17 protein-coding genes are annotated in these 15,622 nt (G+C 69.0%); 2 read left to right on the forward strand and 15 right to left on the reverse strand.

Going from position 1 to position 15,622, the window contains the following annotated elements; all coding sequences use genetic code 11:
* Positions 1-62: 62 nt before the first annotated feature.
* From ACYVLJ_RS46690 to ACYVLJ_RS46760, 15 genes are all read right to left on the reverse strand, one after another.
* A complete protein-coding gene (locus ACYVLJ_RS46690; protein ID WP_460443591.1) occupies positions 63-458 on the reverse strand; it encodes a helix-turn-helix domain-containing protein in 396 nt (131 codons plus the stop codon).
* Positions 459-469: 11 nt separating this feature from the next.
* The gene (locus tag ACYVLJ_RS46695; RefSeq protein WP_460443575.1) at positions 470-967 is read right to left on the reverse strand and encodes a helix-turn-helix domain-containing protein; all 498 of its coding nucleotides are present in this window, start codon (positions 965-967) and stop codon (positions 470-472) included.
* Complete coding sequence (locus ACYVLJ_RS46700; RefSeq protein WP_460443576.1) at positions 934-2,157, reverse strand: class I SAM-dependent methyltransferase; 1,224 nt, start codon at positions 2,155-2,157, stop codon at positions 934-936. Before ACYVLJ_RS46700 ends, ACYVLJ_RS46695 begins: the two co-directional genes overlap by 34 nt.
* 289 nt (positions 2,158-2,446) lie before the next feature.
* Entirely contained in the window at positions 2,447-3,067 is a 621-nt protein-coding gene (locus ACYVLJ_RS46705; protein ID WP_460443577.1) for a Scr1 family TA system antitoxin-like transcriptional regulator, read from the reverse strand.
* Between the two features lie 124 nt (positions 3,068-3,191).
* A complete protein-coding gene (locus ACYVLJ_RS46710; RefSeq protein ID WP_460443578.1) occupies positions 3,192-3,737 on the reverse strand; it encodes a hypothetical protein in 546 nt (181 codons plus the stop codon).
* A 419-nt stretch (positions 3,738-4,156) separates the two neighbouring features.
* Positions 4,157-5,041 (reverse strand): class I SAM-dependent methyltransferase, encoded by an 885-nt coding sequence (locus ACYVLJ_RS46715; protein WP_460443579.1) that lies wholly within the window; start codon positions 5,039-5,041, stop codon positions 4,157-4,159.
* A complete protein-coding gene (locus ACYVLJ_RS46720) occupies positions 5,038-5,172 on the reverse strand; it encodes a hypothetical protein (RefSeq protein ID WP_460443580.1) in 135 nt (44 codons plus the stop codon). Before ACYVLJ_RS46720 ends, ACYVLJ_RS46715 begins: the two co-directional genes overlap by 4 nt.
* A 278-nt stretch (positions 5,173-5,450) precedes the next feature.
* Positions 5,451-6,488 carry a DUF3558 domain-containing protein gene (locus tag ACYVLJ_RS46725; protein WP_460443581.1) on the reverse strand — a complete coding sequence of 346 codons (1,038 nt, stop codon included), beginning with the start codon at positions 6,486-6,488 and terminating at the stop codon, positions 5,451-5,453.
* Between the two features lie 30 nt (positions 6,489-6,518).
* Positions 6,519-7,109 carry a hypothetical protein gene (locus ACYVLJ_RS46730; RefSeq protein ID WP_460443582.1) on the reverse strand — a complete coding sequence of 197 codons (591 nt, stop codon included), beginning with the start codon at positions 7,107-7,109 and terminating at the stop codon, positions 6,519-6,521.
* A 94-nt stretch (positions 7,110-7,203) separates the two neighbouring features.
* The gene (locus ACYVLJ_RS46735) at positions 7,204-7,851 is read right to left on the reverse strand and encodes an N-acetyltransferase (protein WP_460443583.1); all 648 of its coding nucleotides are present in this window, start codon (positions 7,849-7,851) and stop codon (positions 7,204-7,206) included.
* Entirely contained in the window at positions 7,848-9,407 is a 1,560-nt protein-coding gene (locus ACYVLJ_RS46740; protein WP_460443584.1) for an APC family permease, read from the reverse strand. Before ACYVLJ_RS46740 ends, ACYVLJ_RS46735 begins: the two co-directional genes overlap by 4 nt.
* A gap of 60 nt (positions 9,408-9,467) precedes the next feature.
* Positions 9,468-10,496 (reverse strand): GPP34 family phosphoprotein, encoded by a 1,029-nt coding sequence (locus ACYVLJ_RS46745; RefSeq protein WP_460443585.1) that lies wholly within the window; start codon positions 10,494-10,496, stop codon positions 9,468-9,470.
* Between the two features lie 18 nt (positions 10,497-10,514).
* Positions 10,515-11,057, reverse strand: a complete 543-nt coding sequence (locus ACYVLJ_RS46750; RefSeq protein WP_460443586.1) for a hypothetical protein — start codon at positions 11,055-11,057, stop codon at positions 10,515-10,517.
* 532 nt (positions 11,058-11,589) lie between these two features.
* On the reverse strand, positions 11,590-12,816 hold the full coding sequence (locus ACYVLJ_RS46755; RefSeq protein ID WP_460443587.1) for a helix-turn-helix domain-containing protein: 1,227 nt from the start codon (positions 12,814-12,816) through the stop codon (positions 11,590-11,592).
* Positions 12,817-13,092: 276 nt separating this feature from the next.
* Positions 13,093-13,410 carry a PadR family transcriptional regulator gene (locus ACYVLJ_RS46760; protein WP_460443588.1) on the reverse strand — a complete coding sequence of 106 codons (318 nt, stop codon included), beginning with the start codon at positions 13,408-13,410 and terminating at the stop codon, positions 13,093-13,095.
* A 711-nt stretch (positions 13,411-14,121) separates the two neighbouring features.
* Between ACYVLJ_RS46760 and ACYVLJ_RS46765 the strand changes: the two genes are divergently transcribed.
* Together ACYVLJ_RS46765 and ACYVLJ_RS46770 are read left to right on the forward strand one after the other, a co-directional pair.
* Entirely contained in the window at positions 14,122-14,388 is a 267-nt protein-coding gene (locus ACYVLJ_RS46765; RefSeq protein WP_460443589.1) for a hypothetical protein, read from the forward strand.
* Entirely contained in the window at positions 14,385-15,425 is a 1,041-nt protein-coding gene (locus ACYVLJ_RS46770; protein WP_460443590.1) for a hypothetical protein, read from the forward strand. The genes ACYVLJ_RS46765 and ACYVLJ_RS46770 overlap by 4 nt, the downstream gene beginning before the upstream one ends.
* Positions 15,426-15,622 lie beyond the last annotated feature (197 nt).

Below are 15,622 nucleotides of genomic sequence, written 5' to 3' on the forward strand. Positions count from 1 at the left end.
CGCCTTCGGCTCTTACGAAGTGGTTTTGTTGGTGATGGAGTCGACTCATGTCCGGCGCCCGGTCACGCCGGGGCAGTGGGCGACGTCGTGGGGATCGCGGCGCGATCTGCGGGGGCCGAGTCAGGGGCCGGGTGCGGAGTAGATAAGCGTTCTGGCGCGTGTCCCGGGCGCTGGGCACGTACGTGGCGTCCAGAGTGGAGGTGAGGAGTGCCCTCGCCCCGCACCCCTTTGCACGGCTCCCGCTTCGCGAAGTCGTAGACGGCGCGGACCACCAACTCTTCCCGGGAGACGCCCAGTCCGTCGGCGACCTGGACGACGTAGGGAATGGTGAACGGCGTGCTTCCGCCTTCGAGTCGCCAGAGGACGCTGCTGTGGATCCCGGCTCTTCTGGCGAGTTCGGTTCCTCGCAGGTTTTGCAGGTCACGTCGGGATCGAACCCAGCCACCGGCCAGCTGCATGTCGGGGTCTTTCACGTCGGTTCTGCTCCTTCGCGGCGCTCGAAGTCGCGTAGTGCCCGCCTGGCGAGCTCGGCCCGGTCTGCTCCGAGCACGTCGGCCAGAGCAGCGATGGATGCCAGGGACGTGGGGATGGCTTTCTTGCGCTCCCATCGGCCTAGTGACCACCTTCTGATGCCTGCCGCGTATGCCACTTGATCTTGGGACAACCCGAGCGCGTCCCGTAGCTCGAACACGCGGTCGCCGAACGACCGGTCATCCAGCGGGGGGAGCAGCAGGTTCCGCGGGAGACCACACGGGTTGATCCTCGGATCCCTGCCAGCCTCGGCTTCGCCACTCGGCCCCGGGGCGCTCACGGCGTGCGGGCTGCGTCGCGGGCCCGGGGGTTGCCTTTCTCGGATGGTGCTGCTCCTGTTCCTGCTCGATGCGAGGGTTCGAGTGATGCAGGCGGCATCGGGCGATGCGGAGTTTGCGGTGGTCACGCCGTGCTGGCCAGGCTCATGACGAGCCACTGGCTCGGCCGCTTCAGGCGCTGGCCGTCCTGCGGCAGGTGCTCGTCGGGCGTGTCCGCGGGGAAGACGGTGATGGTGGGGTGGGACAACCGAGTCCAGCTCCAGGCACGGAGCAGTTCGCAATACTCGGTGGCTTGTCGCTGGGCGAACGGGCCGAACGCGCCGGCTCCGAGCTGGTAGAGCCGGGTTCCGTCAGGCGCGGCCGGTACTTCCCGCCTGGTGAGGTAGGCGACGGTGCCGTGCCGGACGATCGCGGGTGTCCCGGTTGGGAAGGCGGGCTTAGGAATGCCGGGTAGGTCGCCCTTTACCGCGAGCATGCAAGTCCCCGCCGCGGTCGCCGCGAGCCACAACCACAGCCTGTCCAGCGGGTCACCGTCGCCGACGATCGCCCCAAACGACTCCTGGGCGATGTCCTGGTGGGACCCGGGCACGTAGAGCTCGTAGCGCTCGACGAGGGGCCTCTGGTCCTCGTCCCAGTAGAGGGTGAGCCTGCCACCGGGGCCGAGCGCGCTGGTGTGCTGCAGGTCGTGGTCGGCGCCGAGCAGCCGGGGGAGCGAGCAAGCACGGCTGTCACGTGCCTGCACCACACCGTCGTGCTCCTGGAAGACGAAGCTGCGACTGCCGCCCCGCAGGCGCAGCGGCACGACCAGCCGACCCTCAGGGGCCAGCTGGCGAATCCAGGCGTCCGGGATGTCGTAGGCGCTGGCGGTGACGATGATCCGGTCGTAGAGGCCGGGTGCCGCGTCGCCGGCGCCGGCTGTGATGACCTCGATGCGGGCGTAGTCGAGGGCACGCAGGGTGCGGCGGGCGTGGGCGGCCAGGGCCTGGTCGCGTTCGATGGTGACGACTCGGCCCGCGCCGGCCAGTTCGGCAGCGAGAGCGGTGGTGTAGCCGGTGCCGGTTCCGATGAGCAGGACCGTGTGGTCGGGTCGGATGTCGGCCTGTTCGAGCAGCATGGCGGCGGTACCGGGCGCGATGCCGCTGCCGGGACTCGGCCCGGCAGCAGGGTCCGGTGTGGCCGCCAGGGCCTGCCCGTGGTCGTAGGCGTCGCCGAGCGGGACGCCGACGAAGAAAAGGTGGCGGGGCACCACGTTCAGCGCATGTTGGACCGCCTCGGTTTGTGCGTGTCCGGCGTCGACGATGTTGCGGACCATCTCGGCGCGCAGGCGCTCTGGGCTGAAGTGGTTCATCGGGTACCTCGAGGTTCGGTCAGCGATCCTGCTCCGCGCTTGCCGCCTGGGTTGTTGAGATCGGCGGCAGCCGAGGACGGCCAGTGATTCGGTCAGGTGCGCCGTGGCCGCCGAGTTCGGTGCGTGGGAGGTTGGTTGACCGGGTGGTGGCCATGGCGTGCTCGAACCGTGTCGCGGCGCTGCTGCGGGCCGCGCCGCCCGCAGCAGCGCTGAAACGTCATGCGGGAGAGCCGGTCGCACAGCTGATTCCCTGGCTGGGTCGCCAAGGATGGCTGCGCGCAATACTTCATTACTCCAACAACGTCCACTCCAAGCTCATCAGCGGGTGGTCCTGAATCGGGAGCGCAAGTTGTCGGTAACGGTTGAATCGCTCAATCAATTCGACTTTGCGGGCAGGGTCCTCAACTTTTGTGAGTTTGTGTTCGTCGCTTTCGAAGACGATGATTTCGCCGTCGACAGTGAAGGTGGTGAACGGGGTTTCCATCCCGTGGTAAACCCCGTCGATCACCGTGACGGTTGCCTTTCCTGATGACTGAATTTCTCGCAGGCGGGCGTACTGTTTCTTCATCACCTCGCGAGACCCGACCGGCCGCCAGAGGGCTGAGCCGTCCACGATGAAGGAGGCGGTCAGGCCGGGGCGGAAGAAGCCTGCTCGTCGCCTGGCGCGGAGCACGGTGGCGCGCTCGATCAACTCGGCGCTGTATTTGTCGTCGTAGGCGTGCAGAACTCTTTCCCCGTATTCAGGATCCTGAAGCGGGTTCGGAATGACGAAACCGTGATATTCCTGCGCGCTCGTTGCGCGAGCTTCTGCGGCGATGTACTCGATGAGGCTGTCCGGAAATTCTCCTCCTCGGTAGGCTTCCCACCACGATTCACCAGAAGTGTCAGCTGTGATGTCGTTCTGCGTCATCATGTCCCCTTCGTCAGATTGTGCTGGTGAGCGGTTTTCTGTTCCGCGCGCTTGCGTGTCGATAGGTGATGCAGGCGGCATCACCGGGTTGTGGTTGTGTGAGCCACGCGCTGGCGGCGGGTGATCAGGGGCAGCCGCGGGCGGCCAGGATGGATCGGGTGAGGTCGTCGGCGGGGAAGACGCCTTCGCCGCCGAGTTCGGCTCGCTCACGAGACGGCCACGAGTGGCCGGTTCTCCTGAACCACAGGGGGCTGCCGTAGCGCGGGTAGACGATCACCTCGTCGGAAGTGACGCTGACGTAGCGGAAGGCGGGGCCGCCGTAGTCGGTTCCGGCGAGGCAGCCACCGCGGTAGGCCTCCAGATCGGCGCGGTAGTCGGGGATGAAGTCGCCGTTGGGGCCAAGCCCGACGGAGACGAGCCAGACGAGGAGCAGAAACGGCGCGGAGGTGAACAGCACGAGACGGTGCGGGTTTAGTGGCCGTCGCTGCCGGGACGCCAGCGTCCAGCCGGCTGCGGCGCCAGCGAGCCCGGCCAGGGCCACCACGAGCATGAAGAGCGGGAAGCGGAGGTAGAACTGGCCGCTCCACGTCAGCGCGGCCACGCCGAGCGCGCAGTCGATTCCCCAGACGACGGCGACGGCATGCGCGCCGGTCTCGGAAGGCGAAAGCACGCGGGGGTGCGGGCGTCCCCGGCGGGGCCTCATTCGCCACATCGCCGGGCGATGCCGACGGCCGTCGGCGGTTCTCATGGTCGTCTCCTTGTCGTGGGTGCTGATGGCCCGGTCTCCCGGAGGCTTGGGAGGCCGGGCCACCTGCCCGGGGGCTGCACCAGCGGGTTCCGCGCTGGGCGCCCTCGCCGGGGCTGGACCGGGAGTGTCCGACTGCCCGGTCTTCCTCGCGGGTGGTGATGCAGGCTGTATCGCCGGTGCTGGCTGGCTTGCCTGCGCGGGGTGCCCGACCGGAGCGGGGGGTTCGCGATGGTCGGGCACCCCGCCCGGCACCCGCACAGGGCGGCTGTGCGCGGGCACCGGGTCTCCCGTCGCTCCCTGGGGGTGGGGGAGCCGGGAGGATCAAGGACGTCGGGACCAGGTCAGTCAGGGCCGACGGCTGCGACGACGCCGGCGACGAGCGGCCCGGACGTCGGTTCGCTGGGCTTGAGCGGACCGTCGCGCCACCACAGGTTGGCGGGGACGATGCCGGGCGGCTTGCCGGGGCCGGGCTCAAGGATCGTCGTCCCGGCCACCATGGCCCGGATCTCGTCGCGGGTGGCGCTGCCCGGCTGGGGCGCGCCGTGGGATCCCATCGCGGTGTGAAAGCCGCGCACCAGGGGTGCGAGTTCGGGGTCCTCGGGGTCGTGCAGGTGCGTGAGCACGACGTACGAGCCGGGCGGCAGTCGCGCGATGTGCTGCTGCGCTACGGCTGCGGCCTCGGCTCGGGTGCCAGGGTGGTAGGAGAGGACGCCGCCGAGCACAAGGCAGATCGGCCCCGGCTCGATCGGTGCGTCGCGCCTGGTCAGACCTTCCCAGACGGCGATGGGGTCCAGCGGGTCGGCAGCGACAACGCGGACCGGCTGTTTACCGTCCTCGTCGGCTACTAGCGCCCGCAGGTGAGCCAGGATCACGGGTTCGTACTCGACGTACCAGACGCGGGCGTCGATTTGCGTTCTGCGGACGATCTCGTCGATGCGGTCGACGTGGTGCGGCAGCAGGCCGGCCAGTGCGACCACCCACTGCGTGACGCCACGGATCGCGAGATGGCGAACGGCGCGCTGAAGGAACTCGATTTCTGACTTGAACACGAAGAACGCGTCCGGCACGGCCGCCAGCTTGTCGAGTACAAGCTGTTCGGCGCGGTAGTGGTCGTTGCCGCCGAGGGCGGCGTTGTAGAGGCGAGCGATCATCGGGCGGGTTGGGTCGACGTCAACAGGTCGGCGCGAGATGCGGGCATCCGGTTCGGGCGCACATGACGCGTTCATGACGCGTCCTCGGCGAGCGCTTTCAGACCAACAAAAACTTCCAGCAGAACCCGCTCTCGTTCCTTGTCGGTGGCGGGCCGGCCGATGGCGGCGGGGTGGGGGATCGCTGCCCCGGCTTTGTCGGTTGCCACGTAGGGACGCGAGACAGGCCCGGGTTGGGGTCCGAACTCGGAGTGGAGCGCCAGGCCCGGCACGCGCGGGGCCTGGGGGTGGTGGCTGTCGTTGGGATCCACGGGTGCCTCAGGTTTGAGCGGATTGGTGAACAGGTCAGGGGGGAAGGCGGTGCCGCCGCGCCGCTGGAGAGCACGGCGGAGGTGGAGCCTTAGCCGAAGAGCCGCGGCGGTCTTGCGGGTCGCTGGCGTCGGTCTCGACCGGCAAGTGAGTGCCTGGGCTGTACGGGGAAGCAGGGTCATCGGCTGCCTCGTAGCCTGCTGACAACTGCTGCAGCGATCTCGCATAGAACCTGTTCGGCGTCGGTCTCCTTGCCCGGGGCGGGCTTGTAGAGGACGTCGATCGCGTACTGATCACCAAGCCCGGCGCTGAGTTGGATCGCTCCCCCTCGGCCGGAGTAGGTAACGGCGGGAAAACCGTCGATTGTGGGCACAGCTCGCCACGAGTAGGCCTTTTGCCTGAGGTGGGCGTAGACACCGCTCAGGCCGGTTCCGGCGCTGGTCCGGTAGGCAACTCCGACCACGCTGCTGTCGTCCTCGGCAGACCATGTGCAATCCGGGCCGACCAGGGGATTAACGTCAGGTTGACCGGCAACGTCAACTCCGAGTACCGCTCGGACTTGGGCGGGGGTCAGGGTGTCCGCGCACGGCTCTCCGCCCAGGACGGCCCGGGGGAGAGGATGGGCTACGGCGGGTGCTCCGCCGAACGGCACCGTGGGCATACCGGTGGTCGATGGTGCGGGCGCGGTGTCGGGGGATTGCCTGGTCGGCGAGGAGCTGGTTGAACAGGCCGTGACGACGGCGAGGGTCGCGGCCATCGCGGCCGTCCCGGCTACCGCGGCCCTTAGCGCGCCCCTCAGCGCGCGGCTCATCGAGCGCGGCCGCGCGTGCCAATGGCGCGCTTGGCGTCGCCGGCGGGCTTTCGACTGGCGCACGATGCGCGCGAGTCGCCGATTCGGGGTGTCGGGGCCGAGCGTGCGCAGCCAAGCGGCGATGTGTGTGACGGTGCGGCGAGGATGGCGGCGAGGACGGCGAACCGGGCTCGCTGGGACATCGGCCTCGACGACGAAGCGAACCGCGTTCGCGGGGACACCGACGTCGACGCCGCTGTAGAGCCGGCTTCCAAACTCCGGCGACGAGGTGTAGACGTCGGGCCTTCCAAAGAGCTCCGAGCAGCTTCTGGTGACAGGCTCCGCACCGCCCCATCCGATGAACCGCGGCATGTCAGGGACGCAGTGCGCGGCAGGCATGGGCGGCCAGTCGTGGCGGTCGGTCATCGCGGTCCTCGTCGGTGGTGATCGGGCAGGTCAGGCAGCGCGGCGCTCTTCAGTGCGCGCTGCTGGCCAGTAGTGGGGTGTGGTGGCCGGTGGTGGTGATGCAGGCGGTATCGGACTCGGTGTCGGGGTCGCCGTGTTCGGCTGCGGTGATGCAGGCGGCATCGGCTGTGCGGAGGTGGGCGGGTTGGGTGTGCCGTTGGCGGGAAGGCACGGTGTGGTGGCGCCGATGGCCAGGCGGGCCTGGACGTTGGCCCGGAGGCTCATGAGGTAGCCGTCGTTGCTGGTGGCGTTGGTGAACATGTCGGCGGGGCGGCTGTCGAGTCGGGGAGTCCAGCCGTGGGCGACCCACCAGCCGTAGAGGGCGTCGAAGTAGCTGTTGTTCCGGTTGGTGGGGATACCGTCGACCCAGAAGGTGACGCCGACCAGGACGTAGCCGGTGGGCCGGTCGACGGCGTCGGTGCAGTTCGCCGGAAGCGATGGCAGCGGCTGCAGGGTGAACCCGGGCGGGAACACCGCGGCGGCTGCGTCGCGAATCTGCGCGACGGCGGCCGCCCGGGCGTCGGCCAGGGGCAGGGCCGGTCCCCCGTGGCTGCTTCCGCACGCCGTGGTGCTGGCGAGCACGGCGCCCAGCAACAGAGGCCGCAAGGGCAGTGAGCGCCGATGCGCGGGTGTTGCGGCGGGAGAGCGGGTGTACACGGTGGACGGTCCTTTTCGACTAGATGGTGTGGAGCTCAGCCGGGGTGGTGGCCGGTGCGGTCGGGGGCCGGCGGCGCATCGGGAATACGTAGATTCCGTCGCTGTCGGCGATCTCGACGGGATCGTCGGCTTCGAAGCCATGTCTGGTGTAGAGCTGAGCCGCGCGGGGGCCGCTGGCTTGCAGGAACAGCATCGGTCGCACCGGCCGGGTGTCGGCCCAGGCGAGGTAGCTGCTGAGCAGTTGGCTTCCGAGTCCGCGGCCGCGGGACGCTGCGGCCAGGAGATCGAGGTGATGGTGCGGCGCCGTGGGGGTGGTGGCGGCGAAGGCGTCGTCGAGGGCGCGGAACCGGAGGTAGTGCTCGCCGGTGATCGCGCGCAGCGCAGCGTCGTAGCCTGGTGGATCAGCCGGCTTGCCGCCCGGGTGGATCGTCCACAGCGCGGTGGCGACCAGGCGGCCGTTTTCCCGGATGCCCTGCAGCCGCCCTTCGCTGGCGAGCGCGGCCCGGATCAGCCAGGCGAACTGCTCGCGCAGCATCCGTTCACGCTCGGCGGCGTCGTGGGGGACCAGCCATCGTGCGATGGCGAGGTCGGTGAACGCGGCGGCCTTGACGGCGGCGGCTTCGTCGGTGTCGACCGGCCGCAACGGCTCGACGTTGGAGGTGGTCATCGGCGGTCCGATCCGGCCAGCGGGTCGAGGCGGGCCGAGCGTCGATGCCACAGCGCCCAGCCGACGCCGGCGACGTACACGAGCAGGTAGGTCAGCTGCACGGTCAGCGGCAGCGGCGAGTCGGGTTGGACGCCGAACACCGTGTCGAGCTGGGCCATCACGGTGATCACGATGGCGCCGAGGAAGACGGTCGCGAGGATTGCGGAGGCCGCGGACCAGCGACGTCGTGCCCTGCTGAGGTGGCCGGTCGTCCCGTCGCGGTTGTCCGATCCGGCGTTGGCGGAGTCGAGATTCTCGGTCTTCGCCGGTCGGTTGCGTAGCAGGATGATGGCGGTGGCCAGCGCGGTGAGGGCGAGCAGGGCCAGGATGCCGACGGCTCCGGCTGTGCCGCCGGTGTAGAACAGGGCGGTCACCGGATCGGCGCCGAGCGCGGACACCGCGATGATCGCGGCGATCGCGCAGCCGGTCTGGATCAGCGAGGCGACGATGGGGCTGCGGTGCCGCGTGCTGACGTGGGCGAGGGCCTTCGGGGCGGCGTGGGCGCCGCCGAGGTGAACGCAGTAGAACACCGCCGCGTGGTGGAAGGCTATGGACCCGGCGATCAGACTGCCCGCGAACACGACCTGCACGATCGTGGTGGCGACGTTGCCCAGGTTCGCGTGAACCGCGCCGACGAACACCCCCGGCGAGTCGGGCTGTTCGAGAGCGGATTGGGCGGCGGTGACGACGCCGTTGACGCCGAGCGTCACGCTGAGGCTGGCTGGTGCCGCGACGAAGAGGATGGTGAGCACCGCGATGGTGGCGATGGTGGCGCGGGAGACGCCGCGGTGGCTGTCCCGGGCGTCGCGGGTGTGCACGACGGTGAGTTCGGTGCCGATGTAGCCCAGGACGGCCAGCGCAAGTTGCGCGGCAATCACCGGGGTGCCGGTGGTCAGCTGGTGCGGGTCCAGGGCAGTCAGCAGGTTGGTGCCGGAAGCCGGGTGGCTCAAGTTGGCGACGATGACCACGGCGATCATGAGAACTTCGCAGGTCACCAGGACCATGAGGAACCTGTTACCGACTTCGATCTTGAGCAGCCCGAGCCACCCGACCAGCAGGGCGGTGGGGACGGCGATGGCCTGCCAGGGCACGCTGACGCCGAGCAGGCTCGACAGCGGCGGGCCGAGCACGCTGCCGATCAGGCCGTAGAGCCCGACCGTGAGCGCGGTGTAGGCGGCGATGGCGACCCATCCGGCGCCGACGCCCATGGTCTGGCCCAGGCCTCGGCGGACCAGGTTGTAGAACGCGCCGCTGGCGGCGTCGGCCGGGACCATCCGGCTGGTGTCGAGGTAACCGCGGCAGAACAGCACGTAGACGACCGCGATCGCGATGAACAGGAGCGGGAAGTTGCCGCCGGTTACGGCGATGGCGACCGGCACCACGCCGGCGACCACGGTGGTCGGGGTGGCGGCGGCGACTGTGCGGCCGGTGATGGAGCGGGTGGACAGCCGGCCGGACGCGAGCGCGTCGTCGAGGCCTCCGGTGGTCTCGGGGGCGCGGCGGCGCAGATCAGACATATCGGCACTCCTTGCGAGCAACGGGTGGGGACCGAGTGGGCGGAGCGGGACGGGCGGCGGCTACAGCGGGGTGGCGACGCGGGCGAGGGCGGAGGTGAGCGCGTCGAACAGCGGCGTCAGCTCGGCCGGGAACTTCGCGTGCTCCAGCCGGGAGCCGATGTCGGGCTGGAGGTCGAGCGCGCGGGCGTTCAGGCCGAGCTCCCGCAAGGCGCGCCACAGGACGACGGCCTCCTCGGGTACGTCCCTGGCGGTGCCGTGCACTTCCAGGTACCGGCGGGCCCACCCGGTCACCCGGAAATCGCCGACTTCGTACCGGACCCGTCGCCGCCATCTCCGCTCCGCCTTGGCAGCTCCGGCCTGTACGAGCCGCTTCCAGACCGATGTGGTCGACCTCTGCTCGATCACGAGGTAGTCGAGCCAACTCGCCACTGGTTCGACCCTCTTCACGGCGTGCAGGTACTCGAGGATGTCCGCGTGCGCGCTGTCGTCGACGTCGGCGGCGGGACGCCCGGGGTAAATCCGGCCGTCCGGTCCGATACGGATCTGGCGTGCCGAGTGCAGTTCGACCAGCAGCATGCATCCGAGGACGTAGGCGACCGCGTCGCGGTCGTGCACCAGCGGACGATGCATGTCCTGGCTGTAGAGCGCCGCCAGAGCCAGGTCCGCCAACCGGTCAGAGCCCTGGTAGGCCGTGACCTGGTACCGAAAGATCGACCCCGGGTATTTCACCGTCTCCGAGGGAGCGGGCGGTGAGCCGGGCGCTGCGGTGCGCCGGACGGTCTCCGGACCGCGCTGAGGCTGAGCTGTCCGTGAAGCCTGCCAGGTCTGCTGTTCAGGGATCGTGCCGCGGTGCTGGGGTGCCGCGGGCATGAACAGCGGCGCGGTGTCAGCGGTGGCTTCGGCGAGCGCAGGACCGGCGGTGCGGGGAAGCTGCGGCTCGCGCGCCGGCAGGGCAGTGGCAGTTGGCCCGGTGGCGCCGGGCCTCCGCGCACGGCTGCCCAGGTGCCAGTCGTCTTGAACGGGCGCGGCCGCGGCGCCGTCGCCGACTCGGCGTTGACCTCGGGCTGGTTGGTTCTCGATCGGGGTCACGGTGGCCTCTGGGTGTGATCAAGCGGCGTGGTGGTCCGCGGCCGCGGCGGGCAGGTAGTAGGCGTCGGCCGCATCGGCGGCGGTGATGCAGGCGGCATCAGGCTCGGCGAGCCGCCGTAGGCGGAGGGGCACGTGGCCTGCCGGGAGCGCACCGGATAGGAGCCGGGGCCGGATGGCGACAGCTACTGCAGGCTGGAGGGCGGCGTCAGGCGGCCGCAGCGGCGCCTCGAGCCCGCGACGCACTGATCCACCGTTCGCCGTCGCGCCGAGGTCGTGGTGTTCTTCGGCCGGCGACGCCATGGCGCGCTTCCAGCACGCCGGGCAGTGCTCACGCTGGTCGACGGCCACGTCGGCGCGGGCTGGCCAGCAGAGGCATCCGCAGACGGCGAACACGACGTATCTGTTGAGCCAACCGAGATCTGCCGCGTTCTGCGATTCGAGACGGACCACCGGGGCGCCGGAGTGCACGCGGTGCAGTAGTTCAGTCCGGAAGACACCACCCGCGAAAACCACACCGGTCTGGCCGTCAGGACTGGGCCGCCAGCCGAACACCGTGGTCATGGCCGCGCCTGCGGGGGGAAGGCCAGCGCGGACGTGCTGCAGCGAGTCGTCGTTTTGTGGTCCGGGTTTCGCGAGCACGCTGGGCCGCTGCGAGGAGGAGTCTCACAAGGCCGTTTATGGGCGGCGTGGACCCCGGCGGCCGCAGACGCGGGAGCCACGCCATCCACGGCCGCCGGGAGATCGAGCGCACGACGGTCGTTGATGGCGGGGCGCGCGAATCCGTCGTCTTGAGCGCTGATGCCTACGGTTGCATGCGCCTGCTGAGCACCAAACCAAGTCGTTGAAGTACTGCTTGCGGCAGCCATTGTTTCGTGGCCGCGGCTGTGACCCCACGCCGAAATGCCAGCCGCCACGCGAAGATCGAAGAATAGGCCGGACTCACCCACCGAGCGACGTGGCTCTTGGGCGCAGAGCATGTCTTGGCTGGTAGAAGCTCCGTCCTTGATCACCTAGGGAACATTAAAAGGGAGCCCATACCAGCAGGTGACACGCCTTGTGTCACTACCCGATTGGCGGAATCAGGGAGAGCGGGTTAATCGGTGCGAGCGCGCCGGACCCCGATGCTCACAGCCAACTCGTGCAGCTTCGTAGGTGGCTGCCGTCGGTCGAGCTCAGCAACCGTCTGCTTGTACAGGGTTTGGTGTTTGACCCAGTCCGGTGCAGCCGCCGCAACTGCGAGGACCGTGTTTGCCGCCTTCCTGTTCATGCCCAATTGAGTTTGCGCATGAGCAACGTCGGTCAAGTGGCGCATTCGCGCCGCCAGCGGCAAACGGGCCTCTCGCGGCATCAGTTTCGACGTCTTCAACGCTGCGTTGAAACGCTCAGTGACGATGTGCACGTCAGCCGTTTGCATGGTTACCTGCTCGATCCCAAAGGGAGCCTCGTAATCTTTGCGCTCACCAGTGCGTCCGGCGGTTTCACGAGCCTCGACGAGGAAGTCCTCAGCTTGGCGGGCCCGATCATCTTTGAGCTTGATGTCCCGGCCGGTCGCAGTCGCTGCCGATAGGAGCAGGTTCCCGTACACGGAGAGCGCCGCCGGCGTCGCCTTGCCGCCGACGTCGATCTTCTCCGCCGTCTTGGCGGCGACCTTACGGGATTCCTCATAGCGACCCTGCGTCAACAGCAGCCACGACACGGTGCCGCGTAACGCAGCGACTCGCAGAGGGTCGTCACCCTTTTCGCTCGTTTTGCGCGCCTCTAGCGACGCCAGCCATGCTGTGTCCGGGTGACCGAGATGCACGAGCGTGCAAGCGGCGATTTGGTAGAGCTGAGCAAGCTGATCGACGGCGGCCGCGCGTTCATGCGTGGAACTCGCGTGCTCGACGGCGCGGGCGCGCACCATAGCCTGCGCGAGCAGGCGGCTCAGCTCGTCGTACTTGCCCCCCCAGTAGGCGCCCCACGCGTAGGTTGTAGCTCGGCTGGTGTCGCGCAGGCTTACCGGTTCAAGGGCGTCGTCGACCACCTCATCGATGAGATCGTCAACGGAGGTCAACACGCGCCGGATCGCGACGATTCCTGCGTCAGGGCTTTCACCGGGAAGTGCCTGGGCTTTCTTGAGGAGTACGTCGATCTGGACGTCGAGCGCCTTGGCGATGGCCTGGAGGCTGCCGATTTGCGCCGTCTGCCGCCGCCCCTGCTCGAGACTCCGGATCAGGCTCAGGCTCAGGCCAGCTCGGTCAGCCAGCTGCTGCTGAGTAAACCCTGCCTCGATTCGGAGGCTCCTGATCGTTGCGCCAAGAGGGATCTCACTGTCGTCCATGGAGGACCTGCCTTCATCGCGGAGGTAAACCCCTCCTCGCGTGCCCCCGGCGGCCAACCGGGGGCGACCTCCGCGAGGAGGAGGCACACGAGGTGCCAACACCAGAATAGCCTCGTCAGCTCGCGCTGTTAGCGCCTGACGATGCAGGCTGCATCAGCCCTGCCGTGACTACCAGGTCCGCTGGCGCCGGACTCACCGCTTGAGGTCGAGCCGTCGCACGCACAGCTCGGGCCGGGTGAGGGGCTGCCACGCGAGGATATCGCGGGCGACGGCGTCTCATCGCTCACCGCCGGCAAGCCTCGGGCGCAGCCGCGCGAGCTTGGCCGCCGAGGCTTCGGCGCGGACGAGGGCGGTCCACGCGGCCTTCGCGCCGTCCCCGGTCAGGCGGTAGAAGCGCCGCCGCGGGCGGCCGGCCTCGCGGGGATCAACGTCCTCCCAGCGACTCTCCAGCCAGCCGATGTCCTCTAACCGGGCGAGGATGGGGTGGACGGTGCCGCTCGGCAGCTCGGCGGCGGCGCAGATCTCCAGCCCGTACATCTCCCGCGCCGTATCCGCCAGCAGCGCGCGGAGCACCAGCTGGGTGGTCAAGGTCATCCGCGGCCGGGTCATGATCTAGTTCTACTATGGGTTCCCTTTGGTATTCCGCAGCACCAGCCGCCCGCGGTGGCCAGGCCCTTCGATGCACGCTGCACCAGCTGAGGTGGCAACTGAGGGGGGTTGGGCGCGGTGTCCGGAACGGAGAAGGCCTCGACGAGCGTGTGCTCGCCGAGGCCTTCTTGTTGATGAGGCACCGCGCGACCGGTGCGCCATCGGGGTCCTGTGCTCCGAACTGGTCATCTGCTTGCCCAGGACCGGGGGCGTCCGGCGTGCCGAACGCCCCTCGACCTCACTGTAGGGCTGCGGCGGCGGGCCCACCATGGCGCGGGAGTGACTTGGACCCCAATACCCCGGGGTATTGGGAGGAGCACAGTGTCCAAACACGTTCTGATCAGCGGTTACCCGGGTGATTCTGTCCGAGTTGGCTCGGAGAGCCGCGTCCAAACCGGAGGAGTTTGGACAGGCTCTTGGCCGTCGTGGACGGTTCGGTGGGCGCGGATCTCGGCGCGGACACGTGTACCTCGCGCAGGTTGTCGGTGGATGGTGCCACACTTTTGGAGTCCCCCGGCGCGGTGCTCGTCGCGGGGGAGCACCCGGGTTCACGAGACGCGACCTCGCCGGGTGAGAGACCCGAAGTCTCCGAACTGGTTATCTCGCTGCGGCCCGGGGCACCGACCGGGCCGCCTGTCCCTCCCCAGGAGGAACATCGTGGCAAAGAAGAAGGTGCCGCCGTGCGCGCTCGTCGCCGGCGACGCTCCCGACACGCCGAGGCCGACCGCGATCGTCATCGCGCTGATCTTCGGGTTCGAGGTCTACTTGATCTCCAGCGGCATCGACGTCGTCACCGCGGTCCTGCTCGTTGTGACGGGGGTGGCCGCGGCCAGCGTGGCGAACGTCAAGCCGCGCGACGTCGTCGCGGCGCTCAGGCAGCTCGCCGGGCTGGTGCACATCCTGCGCGGGACGGTTGCGCCGTGAGCGCCGCCGTGGTCGCGGGTGGTCCCGCGGAGCCGGACGAATTCGCCATGCTTCGGGACGTGAAGTGGCTCGTCTCCGCCGCGAGTGCCCGCGGAAAGGTGCGCTCCGTCAAGGGAGTGCGCTCCGCCTGGGCGGACTTCGTGCCCTACGAGATCGGTACGGGTCCGATCGATTTCAGCGTGTCGCAGGCCGACCACAACAAGGTCGTTGCCAACTCCAAGTGGTTGGTCAACTTGCAGCCGTGCAGCAAGGATGGCTCCGGACATGTGCAGCTCTACATGCCGGCTTGGGGTGGGTGGCTCGGCGACGACCGGCCGCCGTGTACCTCGACGGAGAAGGTGGTCCTGGACGCCGACGAGCTGGCGGTTGAGACGGTCGCCGACTTCCGGGCGTTGCTGAAGTTGGTGCTGGACCGAGCGGGGCTGACTTGCGGGCAGATCACGATGAAGACCTCGATCAACCGCAGTTCGGTGTACAACCTGGTCGATGTCCGGCGGACCGGCCTGCCGACGAAGCCCCGGCAGGTTCTGGAGTTCTTGTGTGCGTGCGGGCTGCAGCTGCGCCAGGTCGCCGCGATCATGCGGTCGTGGGAACTGCTGAACGCCGCGAGGCCGAAGCCGACTGGCAAGCCGGCTGCTGAGTCGTCGGCGCCCGCGCTGGTTTCCACCCCGATCACGCGGCTGAGCCCGCGTGAGATCGTCCGCGAGGCGACGGCGAGGCGGGGACCGCGGATCAAGGACTTCGCGGTCGGCGACATCGGCCGCGAACTCGTCCGGGCGCGGACGTTGCTGCCGATCCTGCTCGGCATCGCGGTGCTCGCCGGCTGGCACTTCTTGGTGCCGTCCCTGCTCGGCGGACACACCACCTACTTCGTGATGAGGATGCTGAGCCTGTCGGCGAGCTGGTCTTCGCTGACGGTGATCGGAGTGGCGCTGGCGATGCAGGTGCTCCGCTGGCGACTTCGCCGCACCGTGCCGCCCCGGCCGAAGGGGAAGCGGCCGACCGGCGGCCTGCGTTCGGTGGCGCAGAGGGCGTAGGGCGTTCGAGGTCGCGTCCGGTCGACGCGTATCGGCCCGGCGGCAGGTTGGGGGGAGACCTGACGCCGGGCCGGTCAGCAGCGCGTGCCGCTGACCGGGAAGACGCGGCGGCCGCCAGGCCTGTTACGGGTCGGGTCCCGGGTGGTGATGCAGGCTGGATCAGCCGTTACCACTTGAGGTCGAGCCGTCGCACGCAC

The sequence above is a fragment of the Amycolatopsis stemonae genome, assembly GCF_054781455.1.